Below are 16,052 nucleotides of genomic sequence, written 5' to 3' on the forward strand. Positions count from 1 at the left end.
CTAACCGATCCTCTCCAAGATAAACGCTACCGCCTGGGGAATCCGCTCCCGCGCTGCCGTCACGTTGGCGGCAAACTGTTCCTTGCGAATCCGAAGAATCTCAGCCGCCTTCTTCCGGCCGAACTCATCCCCCATCTTTCGGTACTTGGCCGAGATGGCCTGGGCCTCCTCCTCCGCCCGCTCCAATAGGGCGTCGGCCTCAGCACGGGCAGCCACGGCCCGGGCGCGGGCATCCTCACCTGCCTTTTGTACCAGGGCTTCCGCTTGCCGTTCCGCCTCCCGGATGGAACCAACTACTTCCTCGATCAAGGCATTCACTTCCTCGCTATTTTGTGCCAAAGAGCCGGTCGCCAGCATCGCCGAGACCGGGTACAATGTACTTGTTTTCGTTGAGCTTCTCGTCCACAACACCGACGATGATATCCACATCCGGGTGCTCCCGCCGAACCTCGTCAATGCCCTCCTGCACCGAGATGATGCACAGCAGTTTAATGGATTTACCCCCGTTTTTCTTGATAACGGAGATGGCAGCGGCAGCGCTCTTGCCAGTGGCCAGCATGGGATCCAGCACAAGGATCTCCCGCTCCCCTACATCGGCAGGCAGCTTGCAGTAGTATTCCACAGGCAGATGGTTTACAGGGTCACGATACAACCCCACATGGCCCACCTTGGCGCCGGGGATCAAATTGATAAAGGCTTCCACCATGCCCAGGCCTGCCCGCAAAATGGGCACAATGGCCAGCATCCGGCCGGCAATGACCTTGGACTGGCAATAGCACATGGGGGTTTTTACCTCAATCTCCTGGGTGGGTAAATCCCGGGTAGCCTCATAGGCCATCAGGGTGGAGATCTCCGAGGTCAGCTCCCGAAATTCTTTGGTGCCGGTATTCTCGTCCCGCATAAGGGTGATTTTATGCTGGATCAGGGGGTGGTCCAATACGCGTACGGTTCCTTGTTTACTCATTTGCATTCCATCTCCGAAATCAAGTTTACCCGGTTGCAGTGCCTGCCACCGGCAAAAGAGCTGTTCAAAAAGGCATCCACCATGGTAAGAGCAACGGCAGGTCCCAAAACTCGAGCTCCCAGACAGAGGATATGGGCGTCGTTATGCTCCCGCGCCATCTGCGCGGAAAACGCGTTCTCACAGCAGGCCGCTCGAATGCCCTTCACCTTATTGGCGGCAATGGACATCCCGATCCCAGTGCCGCAGATCAAAATCCCCCGCTCATAGGTTCCATCTGCGATGGCCTGGGCCAGCGGTTCCGCCACGGTGGGATAGTCCATGGATTCGGTGCTATAACACCCAAAATCGTAGTATTCAATCCCTTTTTCCCGCAAATGCTCCATAATCGCTTGTTTTAGCTCAAATCCGCCATGATCACATCCAATGGCCAGCATGCTATGCCCCTCCTCATTGGTGAAAAATAGTTCTATTTTATGTGCATACTTACTTTAGTATATAACAATTCACCACAAAATCAAATAAAGAATTGTGAAAAACTGGTCAAATCTACCCAAATTTGGTGCAAAAAAAGAATGGAGCAGGCCGACTCTAAAACAGGCCGTTTTGCTCCATTCCAGCTAAAATATCGTCATGGATTTCCTTGGCGCATTGGAGGTACGCCTGAAAGGAACCGCCATAGGGGTCGGCAATATCCCCTTCCACGCCATAGGCCCACTCCTTCAAGGTCTTTACCGGCTTGGTATATTCCGGTGCCAGCACGCCAATCTGTTCCTTATGAGAGCGGGTTAAGGTCAAAACCACATCGGCCCACTCCAGGAGCCAGGGAGCAACCGGCTGACTTCTATGGGAGGAAAGATCCACCCCATATAACTGACGAACCGCCGCAATGGCATGGCTGGAGGCAGGCATATTCGCTCCCGCCCAGGTTCCGGCAGAAAGGGCTGTGTGACCCAGTCCCTGTTTTTCGCATATTCCATTAAAGATGCCCTCCGCCATAGGGCTCCGGCAGGTGTTGCCGGTGCACACAAACAGCACGTTCATCTTGATTCCTCCAAAACACGATATCCCGCCGCGCGGATGGCCCGGTTCATATAGGCCAGTCCCTCCCCTGCGGTGCCGGTCCCCATGATGATGACGAACTGTGCGCCCATCTCATCGGCGGCCCGAAGGGCATAAAACAGCCCGTGCTCCCCCATGATATCGCAGGGGATCATCCCCTGCTCCCGAGGCAGGTTCGGCCCTACGATGACGGTCAGCCTTCCGGCCGCCTCCGCTTCCGCCCTGAGCGCGCGGGCGCGGTCCAGTCCGTGGCCCCCCCGGATCAAAACCGCCTCTCCTCGGGGCGCATAGTGGGTATGCAACATACCCGGGGAGCGCGCAGCAGTCCCCTCCACCTGTTCCAAAACTCCCTGGGCCACCTGGCAGTCCCCCACCAGAGCGGCTACCTCCTCCCGGGTCACTGCACCCGGCCGTAGGATCACCGGCACCCGCCCCGTCACATCGATTACGGTGGATTCCAAGCCCAATTGGCAGGGACCTCCGTCCAGAATCACCGGCACCTTGCCGTCCAAATCCTCCCGGACATGCTCTAGCCGGGTGGGACTGGGACGGCCTGATCGATTGGCGCTGGGCGCGGCGATAGGCCCAGATACAGCAATCAGATCCAGCGCCCCCTCATGGCTGGGCATCCGGATCCCTACGGTGGACAGCCCCGCTGTCACCCGGTCGGGTACCCAAGAGGCTGCAGGCACCACTAGGGAAAGAGGGCCCGGCCACAGCTTGGCCAATTCCAAGCCCAACTCAGAAAACCGCCCCGTTTCCCGGGCCATATCCATATCCGATACATGAACCAGCACCGGGTTGTTAAGGGGCCTTCCCTTTACGGTAAACACCCTCTCCACAGCGGCAGCATCCCGGGCGAGAGCTCCCAGCCCATAGACCGTTTCGGTAGGAAAGGCCACTGTCTCTTTGCTTATCAACGCCCGGCTGCCGGCAGCGATACCCGCTTCCCGCTCTGCAGGATCCCGTAGATCATAGTATTCCGTTTTCATAGCACATACACCATCACAAGGCCGACACCCACGCCGGCCGCTACCGAAATCACGCCCATGGCCCGGCTTCCCATGGAAAGAGCCCCCGGTACCATCTCCCGCAGGGTAACAAAGAGCATAGCCCCAGCACCAAAGGCGATGCTGATCCCCAGAACCATCTGGGAAATTCCCCCTAGCAAAAACCCAACAATGGCGCCAATGCCAATGGGTAGGCCGGTAAGCACCGCCAGGGCAAAGATGCCAAACCACCGCATGCCCGATAACTTTAGGGGAACCGCCAAAGCCGCTCCTTCAATGACGTTATGCACGGTGAGCAACAGGGCCAGATGAACGCCATACCCGCTGGCCGCCCCCTCTCCCGCCGCCAGGCCCGAGCCAATGGCAAGGCCCTCGGGCAGATTGTGAAGGGCGATGCCCAAACAGAGAAAACAGCCGGTATGAAGCAACTCCCGGTTGCTCCGGGCCTGTCCCAGTTGCTCCGTTCCATGATCGTGAACCTGCGGCAGCAGCCGGTGCATCCCCCAGAGAATCAAGCCTCCCAGGGCCGTCCCCAACAGCATGGTTCCAAAACCCGCGGCCTCTACCGCCTCGGGTAGCATATCAAAAAACACCAGGCTCAGCATCACACCGCCCGAAAGTCCCATCAGAAATCCGGGCAGCTTTTCTCCCGGCGTCCGGATCAACCCCACCAGCAGGCTGCCCAGTCCGGTGCCGATGATGCCCACCCCCAGGCCGATCAAGGCGGATGTCAGATATTCCATGGAATCACTCTCCTAACCCCGTCAAATGCCACGCGTTCCGACCCCAACGGATTACTGCTCCCCACTTGCGGCCAATAGGGCGGTGCGCTCCTCCATGATAAGGGCGTCGATCATCTCATCCAAATCCCCGTCCATAAAGGCTGGAAGCTTATAGAGGGTGAGGTTGATCCGATGATCGCTGACCCGCCCCTGGGGGAAATTGTAGGTGCGGATGCGCTCGCTCCGATCCCCGCTGCCCACCTGGCTGCGGCGGCTCTGGCTCATAGCGTCGTCCTGCTGACGCTGCATGTGGTCCAGCAGCCGGCTTTTCAACACCCGAAGGGCCTTTTCCTTATTCTTCAACTGAGATTTCTCATCCTGGCAGGTCACCACGATACCGGTCTCCAGATGGGTGATCCGCACGGCGCTGTCGGTGGTATTCACGCTCTGACCGCCATGGCCGCCGCTGCGATAAACATCCACCCGGATATCATTGGGGCTGATATCGATCTCCACGTCCTCGGCCTCGGGCAATACCGCCACCGTTGCCGCCGAGGTATGGATGCGCCCCTGGGATTCGGTCTCAGGTACCCGCTGGACCCGATGCACCCCGCTCTCGTATTTCAGCCTGCTGTATGCGCCCTTCCCGGCGATCACGAACACCACTTCCTTGATACCTCCCATCTCCGCTTCCGAAAGGGACATCAGCTCGGTTTTGAACCCATGGCGTTCGGCGTACCGCAGGTACATTCGGTACAGGTCGGCGGCAAAGAGAGCCGCCTCCTCCCCGCCGGTGCCTGCCCGGATCTCCATCACCACGTTTTTATCGTCGTTTTCATCCTTAGGCAGCAGCAAAAACCGGATGCGCTCCTCCGCTTCCGAGAGCTTCCCCGTAAGGGTCCGCAACTCCTCCTCCGCCAGATCCCGCATCTCCGGATCCTCCAGCATAGAGCGCAGATCCTCCTGTTCCCGCTCCATGGCGGCGTAAGCGTCGTACTCCTGGGCCACCTCCTCCAAAGAGGCGTGCTCCTTTACCAGCTTCCGCCAGTTGTCCATATCCGCCATGGTATCGGGCTTCGCGATCTCCTGGCTTAAAAGGTCATATCGGGCCTTGATCTCCTTTAGCTTTTCAATCATGCTTTCCTTCTTCGGGCCCCTACGACCCGAAGCCTTTCCTCCATATCCTGATAGGTCTCAACATCCACAAACCCCCGCTGGCTGAGCAGGGCCGTCACAGCCGGGGACTGCCCCATGCCATGCTCCAAAAACAGCCATCCGCCAGGGACCAGGTGATCTTGGGCTTCCGCCACAATCCTACGGTAGCAAGCAAGGCCATCCTCCCCCGCAAAAAGGGCAAGATGGGGCTCATGGTCTACAACCAGCTCCATCACCGGCTCCCCTTCCGGAATATAGGGGGGGTTGGCTACAATCATATCATAGCGGATTCCCGCATGGGGCGCAAACAAATCCCCCTGTCGTACCTGGACCGCCGCGCCCAGAGCCTTTGCATTGCGCTCCGTAACCCGGCAGGCGGCCCGGCTGATGTCGCTTGCCGTGACCGCATACTCCCCTTCCAAGGCCAGGGAAATACCCACGCATCCGCTGCCGCAGCAAAGATCCAGCACCCGAGCCGCGGGATGGAGTTTTTTTTGAGCCGCAGCCACCAGAGTCTCGGTGTCCCGCCGGGGGATCAGCACGCCTTTCTCCACATAAAAGGGCCGGCCATAAAAGTATGCCCGGCGCGTAATGTATTGAACGGGCTCTCCCGCAAGCCGGCGCGCCGCGCCCTCCTCAAGGCGGCTGGCCTCCAACGGCGACAGCCCCCGTCCCTCCTCCAAAAGGATGCGCTCCATGGGCCGCTCCATGGCCCATTCCAAGAGCAGGCGGCTGTCGCTCCGTGCATCCTCGTCCCCGGCGTCCAGGAGCGCCCGGCGCAGCCTATTCAAGGCGGCGGTTGGACGCAGGCCCTCATACTCACACATCGTCGTCAGCCGCCCGGACGGCGGCAGCGGCCACCTCCAGCATATCGTCGGTGGGCTCCCGGGTGGTCAGGTACTGAAGGGCCAAACCCGGCGCCCGAACGATCTTGGCGAGGATGTTGTTCTGTCTAGCAAACAGCTTTAGCACCTCATAGGCCACGCCGGCCACAAGGGGGATCATCAAAATCCGGATCCCCGCCCGTAAAAAGGGATTGGCCTGAACTCCCAAGAGGGAAAAGATCACGATGCTGACGATCATCACCAGAAACAGATAATTGGTTCCGCACCGAGGATGAAGCCGGGAGTATTTCCTGGCGTTTTCCGGCGTCATCTGCTCCCCATGCTCATAACAAAACAGGGCCTTGTGCTCCGCCCCATGGTACATATAAACCCGGCGCATATCGGGCATCAGGGCGATGACGGCAACATAGCCGGCAAACAGCAGAAGCCGGAAGGCTCCCTCCAGGGCCAGCAGTCCCGCGCCGGGAGGCAGGAACAGCCCCGCCAAGAAGGTAGGCGCCGCAAAGAAGATGGCCAGGGCCAGAAGCACGCTTAATACCCCTATCGCGCCCATGGCGATGGAGCTTCCGGTGGAGGAGGTCTCCACACCCTCATCCTCTTCGATGAAGTTGGCGGACTTCATCAGCATGCGGAAGCCCACCCCCAGCTGTTCGATGAGGTTTACAAATCCCCGGATGACGGGCCAGCCCATCCACTTATGTCGTTTTGCGATGGGGGTCTTCTCCTCACAGACGGTGGTAATCTCCCCGTTCTTGCGCCGGACGCACATCACGGTTCGCTCTCCGCATTTGATCATGACCCCTTCCATGACGGCTTGGCCGCCCATGGGTTTGATTGGCATGAATTCACCTCATAAATGAGAAAAACAGACCGAAGTACATCGGCCTGTTTCTCCTCTCGGGCGGCTTACAGCCCGTAACGTTTCTTAAACCTGTCAACCCGTCCGCCGGTGTCAACCAACTTCTGTTTGCCGGTATAGAAAGGGTGGCACTTGGAGCAGATTTCCACCCGCACCTCTTTTTTGGTGGAACCGGTGGTGAACGTCTCGCCACATGCGCACCGCACGGTGCATTCCCCATATGCAGGGTGTATGTTCTCCTTCAATCGACTCACCTTCTTCTCTCAAAAATAGCATTGTGTATTATAGCATCCATATTCCGGGAAATCAAGGGCTTCCCCTAAATTTGATGCGGGCCATCCGAAGTGTCTTTGCCGGAATCCTCCTTAAGCGCCTCTATGGCCTGGCGATAGGCGGATAGGCCCACCGTCACCCCTGCCGCCATGGTAAGCACGGCGGTGAGCATCAAATTGGTCTCCAAATAGATGCACGCATAGAAGATCAGCACCTCTGCCAACAGCCAAAAGACCAGCATTTTCATGACCTTGCCTCCTGCCGGGCGATTTTTTGCCCGGTAGGCCATCCAGAGCCGGTTGCTGAGCAATATCATAAGTACAATGTCTAACATTCCCTACCTCCCGATGGAATACCCATCCTTTTCCATGATCCTGATGTAATCCATAAGGTTGCCCAGGAATTCCCGATTGTTCTTGGTGCGCATGATCAGCTCGATCAGATGCTCGGTAACCTCCTGAGGACTGCCGCTGCTCATCATCTTGCGGAGCGCCCAGACCCCCTCCAGCTCCTTCTGGTTTAAAAGCAGCTCCTCCCGGCGAGTGCCGCTGCGGTAGATATCAATAGCGGGAAAGATCCGCTTTTCGCTCATCTTCCGATCCAAATGAAGCTCCATATTGCCGGTACCCTTGAACTCCTCATAGATGATATCATCCATCCGGGAGCCGGTCTCGATAAGAGCCGTGGCGATGATGGTAAGGCTGCCGCCCTCTTCGATGTTCCGGGCGGCGCCAAAAAATCGTTTTGGCTTATACAATGCCCCCGGATCCAATCCCCCAGAAAGGCTCCGGCCAGTAGGCGCGATGGTCAGGTTATAGGCCCGGGCCAGCCGGGTGATGCTGTCCAAAAGCACCACCACGTCCCGGCCGGTTTCCACCAGCCGCTGGGCCCGCTCCAGCACCATTTCCGCCACTCGGGTATGGTGCTCCGGCTCCTCATCAAAGGTGGAATAGATCACCTCTCCCTGGATGGATCGCCGCATATCCGTCACCTCTTCCGGCCGCTCATCGATGAGCAGCACCATAAGCTCCACCTCTGGAAAATTGGCGGTGATGCTGTTGGCGATCTTTTTCAGCATGATGGTCTTGCCCGCCTTGGGCGGAGAAACGATCATTCCCCTCTGGCCCTTGCCAATGGGCGCAATCAGATCAATGATGCGGATGGAAAGGTCATGGGGCTGGTCCGCCCGTTCCAGGGTCAGCCTCTGATCCGGATAGATGGGAATCAGGTCCTCAAAGGGAGTGCGCCGTACCGACTGAGAGGGGGGAAGGCCGTTGATCTCGTCGATATAGATCAACGCCATGTGTTTGTCATAGTCCTTGCCGGGCCGGGTTTTCCCTTTGACCAAATCCCCGGTCTTGAGGCCAAACCGCCGAATCTGCGCCATGGAAAGATAGACGTCCGCCGGGCCGGGCATATAGTTCTGGGATCGAAGAAATCCGTAGCCGTCGGGCAAAATCTCCAACACCCCGCTGGCCTCGCCGCACTCGCCGCTGCCCAATATCTCGGCAACGGCCTCCCGCACCTCTCCCGCCGGACGGCCGTTGCGTCCGCCGCTAAACCGTCGGCGCGGAGATTCGTTTTGCTGAGACCGTTCCTGATGGCCCTGGGCTTTATAAGATGAAGCGTCCGGTTCAGCCGCTTTCTCTTCCTTCTCGGCCTCCCCTTTGGGAGCTGGCTCCGGCCTAGACGGCTTTTCCTCCTCTACAGTGGGCTGAGGCGTCACCAAGGCCGCCTTCTTCTCCTCCACTTTTTTGACACGTCCGGTCTTTTTCGGCGTACCAGAAGCCGTAGCGGCCGCTCTCTTGGGCCGTCCCCGTTTGGCCTTTTCCGGCTCCGGAGCCGCAGACGCCGCGTCAGAAGCCGGGGATTGAAGGGCGATCATAGCGGCAATCAAGTCCGCCTTGTTGTAGGTCGTCACATATTTAAGGCCCATGTCCTTTGCCATTTTACGCAGTTGGACAAGGCTCTGTTCCGCTAAGGAATGATCCATCATATGCCTCCGATACCGGTATGGAATGCTGCAAAAGTGAAAAAACAAGAATGGATAGGATAACCGATAAATTTATTATATCCCATGGGTTTCCATGGTTCAATGCGGAATTGTGACGAAATTTGGCGTTATGGTTAAAAGTTTTATAAAGAAAACCGCCTTCGGACTGATCCGAAGGCGGTACGATTGCAACCTTTTATCAATTTCCAAGGGCCGCAGCGATAAATGCCGTATACAGGGGATGCGCATCATCCGGACGGGACTTGAACTCCGGATGGGAAGCAACCCCAACTGCAAAGGCCCGATCCTTGGCCTCCAGAGCCTCCACCCGTCCTTCATCGCCGATGCCGGAGGCGATCAAGCCGTCCCCCAAAAGGGCGGCGTCCTTCTGATACAGGTACCGATTGAGGCGGTGCCGCTCCGACGCCAGCCTGGTGCCATAGACGGCATGGACCCGCGTTCCTTCCATAAGCTTCATGGGTTGGGCGCCCATGCGCATCTCCCCCTCGGTAAAGGGGGCCTTTCCGCCGGCAGCAAGGGCAAGGGCCTCCAAAGCGGCGCCGGTAAAGAGACAGGGCTTGTCCAGCTCCAAACAGGCCTTTGCCACGTTCACGTGGCCGGGCTCCATGGCCTCCTGATGAGCGGCAGGCAGCAGGATGCCGTCCACCGATGCCACCACCTCTCTGGCCTTTTGGAAATCCGCCAGCTCCCCGGTGTCAAAGTATTTGATCCGGACAGCGGCTTCGTTGGCAATGCCTCCATGGGCAATGGCCTCCGCTGCCGAAAAATAGGCGTCATGAAGCTCCACATACTTGCCAACCAGGCCGATGGTTACGGCATGCTTGGGGTTATCCAATACCTGGATCATGTGCTTCCACTGGGTCAGATCCGCTTCCTTCTCTTCCAGCCCCAGCTTTTTGCACACCAGATCGTCCAGGCCCTCAGCATGGAGCAGCAGGGGCACCTTATAGATACAGGAACAATCGATATTGGCCACCACCGATTCAGGGGTGACGTTACAGAACAGGGCCACCTTCTTTTTGATGGAATCAGCGATGGGCATTTCGGACCGGCACACGATGATGTCGGGCTGAATGCCCAGGCTCCGGAGGGCCTTGACGCTGTGCTGAGTGGGCTTGGTCTTCAGTTCCCCGGCGCTGGCGATATAGGGCAGGAGGGTAACGTGGATAAAGCAGCAGTTTTCCGGCCCCACCTCACCGCGCATCTGGCGGATGGCCTCGATAAAGGGTGTGGACTCCATATCCCCCACCGTGCCGCCGATCTCGGTGATCACCACATCGGGCTCGGCGCTGGTGATGGCCAAAATGGTGCTCTTGATCTCATCGGTAATATGGGGGATCACCTGGACGGTGTTGCCGCCGTATTCGCCCACCCGTTCCTTTTCAATAACGGTGTAGTAGATGCGTCCGGCGGTACAGTTACTATACTTTCCATGGGACTTCCCGGTGTACCGCTCATAGTGGCCGATGTCCAGGTCGGTCTCGGCGCCGTCATCGGTCACGTATACCTCGCCGTGCTGAAGGGGGCTCAAATTCCCCGGCCCCAGGTTGATATACGGGTCCATCTTCTGGATGACCACCTTCTTACCCCGGGATTTCAGCAGGTTGCCCAGGGAAGCGGCGGTAATTCCTTTGCCAAGGGAGGAAACCACGCCCCCCGTGATGAAAATAAACTTTGTGTCCATAAGTCCCCCTACCGTTGCAATTGATGTTATTTATATTCCATAAGAACCACCCGTCGGGCCCGAGGCATATCCTCAGGGTCCAACTCCAACTGGGTGGAGGATAGCGCGCTGATGGCGTATTCATTCTGCCGCATCATGGAGAGATATGCCTCCTCGGTGGCGATGGGCATGTCGGCACTGCACGCGGTGCGGTAATGCATGGGGATGGCGATGAGCGGCTTTATGGCGTCGGTCACCTGTGCCGCGGTAGCGGCGTCTATGGTATAATATCCGCCCACGGGAACCATCAGCACATCACAGCGGCCAATGGCCTCCAGCTGCTCCTGGCTCAGCATATGTCCAAGATCTCCCAGATGGGCCAGGCGGATGCCGTCCCCCTCCACGCAGTATACGATATTGTCTCCCCGGTCGGCGCCGTGATTGGCGTCATGGCTGGTGGGAACGCCATAAATGGTAAACCCCTTGACGGTAACGGGGTCTGTTCCCTCCACCAACCGATAGCCGGGCACAATGTTCTCCAAATAATGATGATCCCCATGATGATGGGAGCAGGTAACCACATCGGCCTTACGCTCCACCAAAGGATAGCCCACGCTGCCGTTATAGGGATCCAGCAGCAAAGACGCGCCGTTTTCCAACACGACGGTGAAACAGGAGTGTCCATGATAGTTGATCTTCATTCCTTACCACCTCACATCAAAACAACCGTTATTATAGCACGATTTTCCCCTCTGTCGAACAAAAACGGGGAAAACGCGCCTTCTTTTTTTGATTATACCACTCCATAGAAAAAATTGGATAATAGAAAGGAGCGTTTTCTCCTGGAAAACGCTCCTTTTTTATTGATAGAGGCCCAGCAACTCTCCGAAGAAGGACCGGTATTCCACCCCATCCTCCTCCTGCCAGCCTTCCTCGGTCTCGGTGGCTGGCAGAAAACACAGCGGCGGGAACAGGACGCACCACCAGTTGGCCCCTTGGCCGCTGCCCAAATCCACCTTTACGGCATAGTAGTCCCCCGCCGGAAAGGTAACGCTGCCATAGGTCCGGTCGGGAAAGGGGTAGATCCCCACCGACGCCGTCACCTCATAGTCAAATCCGTTGTCCCGCAAAACCTCTCTTGCAATTCCCTCAATCTCCTCCAAGTGTGCCTCCGCATAGGCCTTGGCTTCGGGAAAGGTCCCGGCATTTTGGGCCCAGACGCCCATATAGGCTACCACCCGATCCCGGATCTGCAGCTTTACCCGCTGATCCTCCGCCCCATCGCTGTTGGCAACCACATGGAGCCGTAAAACCGGAGGAACGGTCCGGGAGGACGGCCCCGCCCCCATAAGGGAAAGGGCCGCCATTACATATAGCAACCATTTTTTCATCTCACAAAATCCTCTCCAGGGTGATTTTCATTCCATCAGCTCCAGGGCGCCGTCTGGAGGCCAGGTCTAAAGCTATTATGGCCAAAAAGAAAAAACCCATTCCGTAGGGTTGGATATAGTAATGGCTCTATAAATCTGATAAGATAAGCAAAAGGGGATGATCTGACATGGTTCGGATGCTTTGCTATGCCAAATTGAATCTCACCTTGGACGTAACCGCCAAGCGGCCGGATGGATATCACGAGCTGGATTCCATCTTCCATACCGTCAGCATCTATGACCGGATCACCCTGAGTCAGGACCCCGTGGGCTACGGAATCAAAGTCAGATGCAACAAACCCATCCAAGGGGAGAACATCGTCAAATCCGCCGCCAAGATCTTCTTTCAGGTGGCAGGCATCGAGCCCTCTGGACTCTTGATCGACATCGAAAAAAACATCCCCATCCAAGCCGGTATGGGAGGCGGCAGCGCCGACGCCGCCGGTGTGCTTTTAGGCCTATGTACGCTCTTCAACGTGGAAATCAGCCCCAGCCGCCTGCATAAGGCCGCCCTCTACCTGGGCGCAGACGTTCCCTTCCTCCTGACGGGGGGCACCGCCGTAGCCTCGGGCATCGGGGAAAAGCTCTACCCCATCGCCAACAAGGAAACCCTACATTTTATCGTGGTAAAACCCCAGGAGGGGCTTTCCACCCGGGCTATCTTCAGCCAGGTGGATGTAGACCATCTTGCCAGCTGGCCCGACACCCATAACTTCGTATCCGCCCTGGAGGCCGGAAATCTCCGGGAGCTGGGGGTTTACTCCGGCAACTCCCTGGAGCCCATCGCTACGGAAATGCTGCCGGTCATCGGTCAGATCAAGCGGGATATTGAGGCCATGGACGCCATCTACGCCGCCATGACGGGCACGGGTTCAGCGGTGTTCGGGGTATTCGACAGCAAGCTGGCCGCCCTTCGCGCCTATGAGGAGCTGGTAGGCAGGTATGATTACGTGGAATATGCCTTCTCCGTTCCCAACGGCGTGGAGCTTTTCCTGTGAAGTAAAACAAAAAAAGGCCGCAAGCGGCCTTTTTTTGTTTATCGGGCAAATCACGTCCTTGGTCATACGGGCCGCGAGATCAAAAGCAGCTTCTGACCTGCCACCAACTGGTCCTCCACGCCCGGATTTTGCGCCAGGATGACATCTTGGTTGATGCGGTACCGTTTGGCGACATCCCACAGGGTATCCCCCGGCTGAATGAAATACACGATGATACCGGAGGGCGTGCGTTCCGCTGCCTCCTCTTCATCCTGCCGGATGACGGTTACCAGATCCATAGCGGCGGGACGGTAGCCGTCGCAGCGGTACTGGACCAGTGCCCGGACCTCTACCTCATCCCCAGCAGGAACGGTCTGCACCTGATCCGCCCATATCTGGGCGGTAAGCTGGGTAGCCCCCGCCAGATCCACCGCCGGCTCCTCCAGTCGGACGGGCACTTCCCCCGATACGGTGTTGATGGCTCCGTCATAGCCCACATAGACCACCTGACAGCCCAGCATGCCCTCCATTACCAGCATGCCTCCCTGGTCATAGGCCCGGCATACCCCCGGAGTCAAATTGCAGCAGAGGATGCGGGCGGGGACGGCCTCCTCCCCCAGCTGCATCCGTTCCCGCACCGCGTTGGTACCGGTTTTCATCAGGCATTTATCCATGGTATTGATCCGCTGATACTCCAAATCGGTACGGCAATGTTCGGCGTAGGCGTCCTTGATGCCCACAAATCCAAAGCGGCGGCGGCAGGATACCGCCATCTTGCAAAGAGCGGAAATTTCCAAGGCCTCCCCGGCGTCGTCCAGGGTACACTGAATTCTGCCCACCTGTGCTCGAACCTCGATATCCCCATCCACGCCGTCGGCCGGCACGACCTCGCTAAACTCCAGGCTGCCGTAGATCTGGCTCACAGGCGCGCTGTCCTCCCCGGTGGAGTACAGCACGTTGAGCTTCAATTCCCCTTCTATGCCCAGGGTCTCCCCATCGAACATGGTGCGCTTAATTTCCGCAAACCCGCTGGCAAACAGCACTCGTTCCACCGGCGCAATGCCGCTGGGAATGGGAACGCTGCCCTGAATCTCCCCCGTTAGGGACATCCGCCGAGCGCTGCGGGTAAAGTGCGCCTCGGCGGGAAGGGCGCTCATATTTTGAGGCGCGTCCTCAAAGGCCAAAGCCAAAAGGGGCACATCCTCCTCCAATACGCAGCACAGATCCACAATGGCATGGACGGAGAGATCCCGTCCGCTGCCCAGGGTGTATTCTACGGCGCTGGGTAGCGCCTCTACGACGCAGCCCATACCGGGCTGTGCCCCCTCCACCTCCACGGTACTGCGGAATACCGATGTGGATTCAAAGGAATGGGTCAGCCCATCGGCACAGAGATAGCAGATCAAAAGGGTAAGATTCCCCTCTACCGCCACCCTGCCCTGATCCGGCTCGGCGGACGCCACCTCGGCGTAGGGCGTTACCATCAGGATGCGAGCCATCTCCGGCATGCCCGCCGGCAGAATGGCCGACCCTTCCACCACAGCCTGGGATAGATCGCCCACCAAATGGTTCAATATCTTTTTTTCATTCTGTATTTGTTCCATGCCATTACCCCCAGTCGATTGGTGATATAGCTGCACACTATATCTACCTAAACCTATTTCACCGGGCCCATAAATATGATAGAAAAAAGCAATTTTCAAGGGCTCTGCCGCTATGGCCCAAAAAAGGAAAAGGGAAGCCGCCGCTTCCCGTTATTCCATAATCTTCAGTTCCAGATTCCGGGTGAGGATATCCCCATAGGTATAGCTGAGGACCCCCGTGGTTCCATCATCCTGTATTTGAATGGTAAAGACGCTGGGAAAGGTCTGGTTGATGACCCCTTCGTTTACCACGCTCTTGCTCCGGCCCCGTTTGGCTTTTACCCAAACCTTTTTGCCGATATTCCGCTCCATCTCCTGTTTGATGCGCTCCAATTCCGTCATTGCTTCACCTCCGGCTCATTTTTAGCATAACCGGAAAAGCCGCCGGATATTCCCAAAACGTGCAAAATCCGCCGGGGAAACATGGAAAAAGCCGTCCGCCAAAGGCGGACGGCAGGGAATGGCAAACGCCGGAACACGCTTACAAAGCCTTAAGCGCTCTGCTCCATGGAAAGCTTGTCGGCAACCAAAGCGATGAACTCCCCATTGGTGGGCTTATCGTTCTTGGTGTAGATATTAAAACCAAAGATGCGGTTGATGTTCTCGATCTTTCCGCGGGACCAGGCCACATCGATGGCGTGGCGGATGGCACGCTCTACCTTGCTGGGTGTGGTTTCAAAATGCTCGGCGATGGCAGGATACAATTCCTTGGTAATGCGATTGATGATGCCGCTGTTCTCCACCACCAGCCGAACGCCATACCGCAAATAATGATACCCTTTGATGTGGGCGGGAATCCCCACCATCAAAAATACATTGGTGATCTTCTCATCCAGCGGTTTGGCAACCGGCACAGATACGCTTCCCGTTAGGCGCTGTCCGTTCTTCAGGCCCAGAAGTTCCAAAGTCCGTTTGTAAAGGCTTTCCACGTTAAGGGGCTTAACCATGTAATAGTTCGCCCCCAAGTTACAGGCTTTGTGCACCACGTCCTCCAACCCTAAAGCGGAGATTACGATGATGCCGGGCTTCGTTTCCCCCATCTCCGCAGCCCGCTCCAGAAGGGAGAATCCATCCAGGTTGGGCATAACCAGGTCCGTGATCAACACGTCCGCCTCCTGCAGGTGGTCAAGGGCACCGCCGCCGTCATATACGGCAGCCAGGACTTCTACCTCATCCCGCTCCCGAAAATAGGCGGCGAGCGTGTTGCAGAGTTCAGCGTTGTCCTCTGCAATAAGCACCTTCTTTTTCCCTTTCATCCTCTTTCCTCCAAAAAATTATTTGCAGCATTTTTTGACGAACGGAAATATGGAAAACCCACAACATCTTGGGATATTCTTGTAAAACCAGTAAATTTATGTATATATATTGAGATATTAGCACATTTCTCAGGAAAAGCAACGGATAATATTTATTATTTGCCACATAACGTGAATAATCA

General features: G+C 57.1%; 19 protein-coding genes. 1 reads left to right on the forward strand and 18 read right to left on the reverse strand.

The annotated features are described in order from the left end of the window. The 15 genes from KP626_RS05305 to KP626_RS05375 form a co-directional block, all read right to left on the reverse strand. Positions 1 to 309, reverse strand: a complete 309-nt coding sequence (locus KP626_RS05305) for a hypothetical protein (RefSeq protein WP_395975500.1) — start codon at positions 307 to 309, stop codon at positions 1 to 3. Positions 310 to 325: 16 nt separating this feature from the next. Beyond that, positions 326 to 964: a uracil phosphoribosyltransferase gene (upp, locus tag KP626_RS05310; RefSeq protein ID WP_395975502.1), complete on the reverse strand. Its 639-nt coding sequence runs from the start codon at positions 962 to 964 to the stop codon at positions 326 to 328. Beyond that, positions 961 to 1,398, reverse strand: a complete 438-nt coding sequence (gene rpiB / locus KP626_RS05315; RefSeq protein ID WP_395975504.1) for a ribose 5-phosphate isomerase B — start codon at positions 1,396 to 1,398, stop codon at positions 961 to 963. The genes upp and rpiB overlap by 4 nt, the downstream gene beginning before the upstream one ends. A 154-nt stretch (positions 1,399 to 1,552) precedes the next feature. Further along, complete coding sequence (locus KP626_RS05320) at positions 1,553 to 2,005, reverse strand: low molecular weight protein arginine phosphatase (RefSeq protein ID WP_395975506.1); 453 nt, start codon at positions 2,003 to 2,005, stop codon at positions 1,553 to 1,555. Continuing rightward, entirely contained in the window at positions 2,002 to 3,015 is a 1,014-nt protein-coding gene (locus KP626_RS05325; protein WP_395975508.1) for an L-threonylcarbamoyladenylate synthase, read from the reverse strand. Before KP626_RS05325 ends, KP626_RS05320 begins: the two co-directional genes overlap by 4 nt. Beyond that, positions 3,012 to 3,776: a ZIP family metal transporter gene (locus KP626_RS05330; protein ID WP_395975510.1), complete on the reverse strand. Its 765-nt coding sequence runs from the start codon at positions 3,774 to 3,776 to the stop codon at positions 3,012 to 3,014. Before KP626_RS05330 ends, KP626_RS05325 begins: the two co-directional genes overlap by 4 nt. 51 nt (positions 3,777 to 3,827) lie before the next feature. Next, positions 3,828 to 4,892, reverse strand: coding sequence for a peptide chain release factor 1 (prfA, locus tag KP626_RS05335; RefSeq protein WP_395975512.1), 1,065 nt, complete (start codon positions 4,890 to 4,892; stop codon positions 3,828 to 3,830). Continuing rightward, a complete protein-coding gene (prmC, locus tag KP626_RS05340) occupies positions 4,889 to 5,737 on the reverse strand; it encodes a peptide chain release factor N(5)-glutamine methyltransferase (protein WP_395975514.1) in 849 nt (282 codons plus the stop codon). Before prmC ends, prfA begins: the two co-directional genes overlap by 4 nt. Further along, on the reverse strand, positions 5,730 to 6,596 hold the full coding sequence (locus KP626_RS05345) for a DUF1385 domain-containing protein (RefSeq protein ID WP_395975516.1): 867 nt from the start codon (positions 6,594 to 6,596) through the stop codon (positions 5,730 to 5,732). Before KP626_RS05345 ends, prmC begins: the two co-directional genes overlap by 8 nt. A gap of 65 nt (positions 6,597 to 6,661) precedes the next feature. After that, complete coding sequence (rpmE, locus tag KP626_RS05350) at positions 6,662 to 6,859, reverse strand: 50S ribosomal protein L31 (protein ID WP_395975518.1); 198 nt, start codon at positions 6,857 to 6,859, stop codon at positions 6,662 to 6,664. Positions 6,860 to 6,933: 74 nt separating this feature from the next. After that, positions 6,934 to 7,221, reverse strand: a complete 288-nt coding sequence (locus tag KP626_RS05355) for a hypothetical protein (protein WP_395975520.1) — start codon at positions 7,219 to 7,221, stop codon at positions 6,934 to 6,936. 3 nt (positions 7,222 to 7,224) lie between these two features. Next, positions 7,225 to 8,880, reverse strand: a complete 1,656-nt coding sequence (gene rho, locus KP626_RS05360) for a transcription termination factor Rho (protein WP_395975522.1) — start codon at positions 8,878 to 8,880, stop codon at positions 7,225 to 7,227. A gap of 199 nt (positions 8,881 to 9,079) precedes the next feature. Beyond that, entirely contained in the window at positions 9,080 to 10,585 is a 1,506-nt protein-coding gene (locus tag KP626_RS05365) for a CTP synthase (RefSeq protein ID WP_395975524.1), read from the reverse strand. Between the two features lie 26 nt (positions 10,586 to 10,611). Beyond that, positions 10,612 to 11,265 (reverse strand): MBL fold metallo-hydrolase, encoded by a 654-nt coding sequence (locus KP626_RS05370; protein ID WP_395975526.1) that lies wholly within the window; start codon positions 11,263 to 11,265, stop codon positions 10,612 to 10,614. A gap of 159 nt (positions 11,266 to 11,424) precedes the next feature. Further along, positions 11,425 to 11,955: a stage II sporulation protein R gene (locus tag KP626_RS05375; RefSeq protein WP_395975528.1), complete on the reverse strand. Its 531-nt coding sequence runs from the start codon at positions 11,953 to 11,955 to the stop codon at positions 11,425 to 11,427. Between the two features lie 167 nt (positions 11,956 to 12,122). Here KP626_RS05375 and ispE point away from each other — a divergent pair, with 167 nt between their 5' ends. Next, on the forward strand, positions 12,123 to 12,992 hold the full coding sequence (gene ispE, locus KP626_RS05380) for a 4-(cytidine 5'-diphospho)-2-C-methyl-D-erythritol kinase (RefSeq protein WP_395975530.1): 870 nt from the start codon (positions 12,123 to 12,125) through the stop codon (positions 12,990 to 12,992). Positions 12,993 to 13,054: 62 nt separating this feature from the next. Here ispE and KP626_RS05385 read toward each other — a convergent pair whose 3' ends face one another. The 3 genes from KP626_RS05385 to spo0A form a co-directional block, all read right to left on the reverse strand. Further along, on the reverse strand, positions 13,055 to 14,575 hold the full coding sequence (locus KP626_RS05385; RefSeq protein ID WP_395975532.1) for an SPOCS domain-containing protein: 1,521 nt from the start codon (positions 14,573 to 14,575) through the stop codon (positions 13,055 to 13,057). Between the two features lie 150 nt (positions 14,576 to 14,725). Then, complete coding sequence (locus tag KP626_RS05390; RefSeq protein ID WP_395975534.1) at positions 14,726 to 14,956, reverse strand: Veg family protein; 231 nt, start codon at positions 14,954 to 14,956, stop codon at positions 14,726 to 14,728. A gap of 149 nt (positions 14,957 to 15,105) precedes the next feature. Continuing rightward, positions 15,106 to 15,870, reverse strand: a complete 765-nt coding sequence (gene spo0A, locus KP626_RS05395; protein ID WP_395975536.1) for a sporulation transcription factor Spo0A — start codon at positions 15,868 to 15,870, stop codon at positions 15,106 to 15,108. Between the last annotated feature and the right edge of the window lie 182 nt (positions 15,871 to 16,052).

Source organism: Christensenella sp. MSJ-20 (genome assembly GCF_044357945.1).
Lineage (GTDB): Bacteria > Bacillota > Clostridia > Christensenellales > QAND01 > QAND01.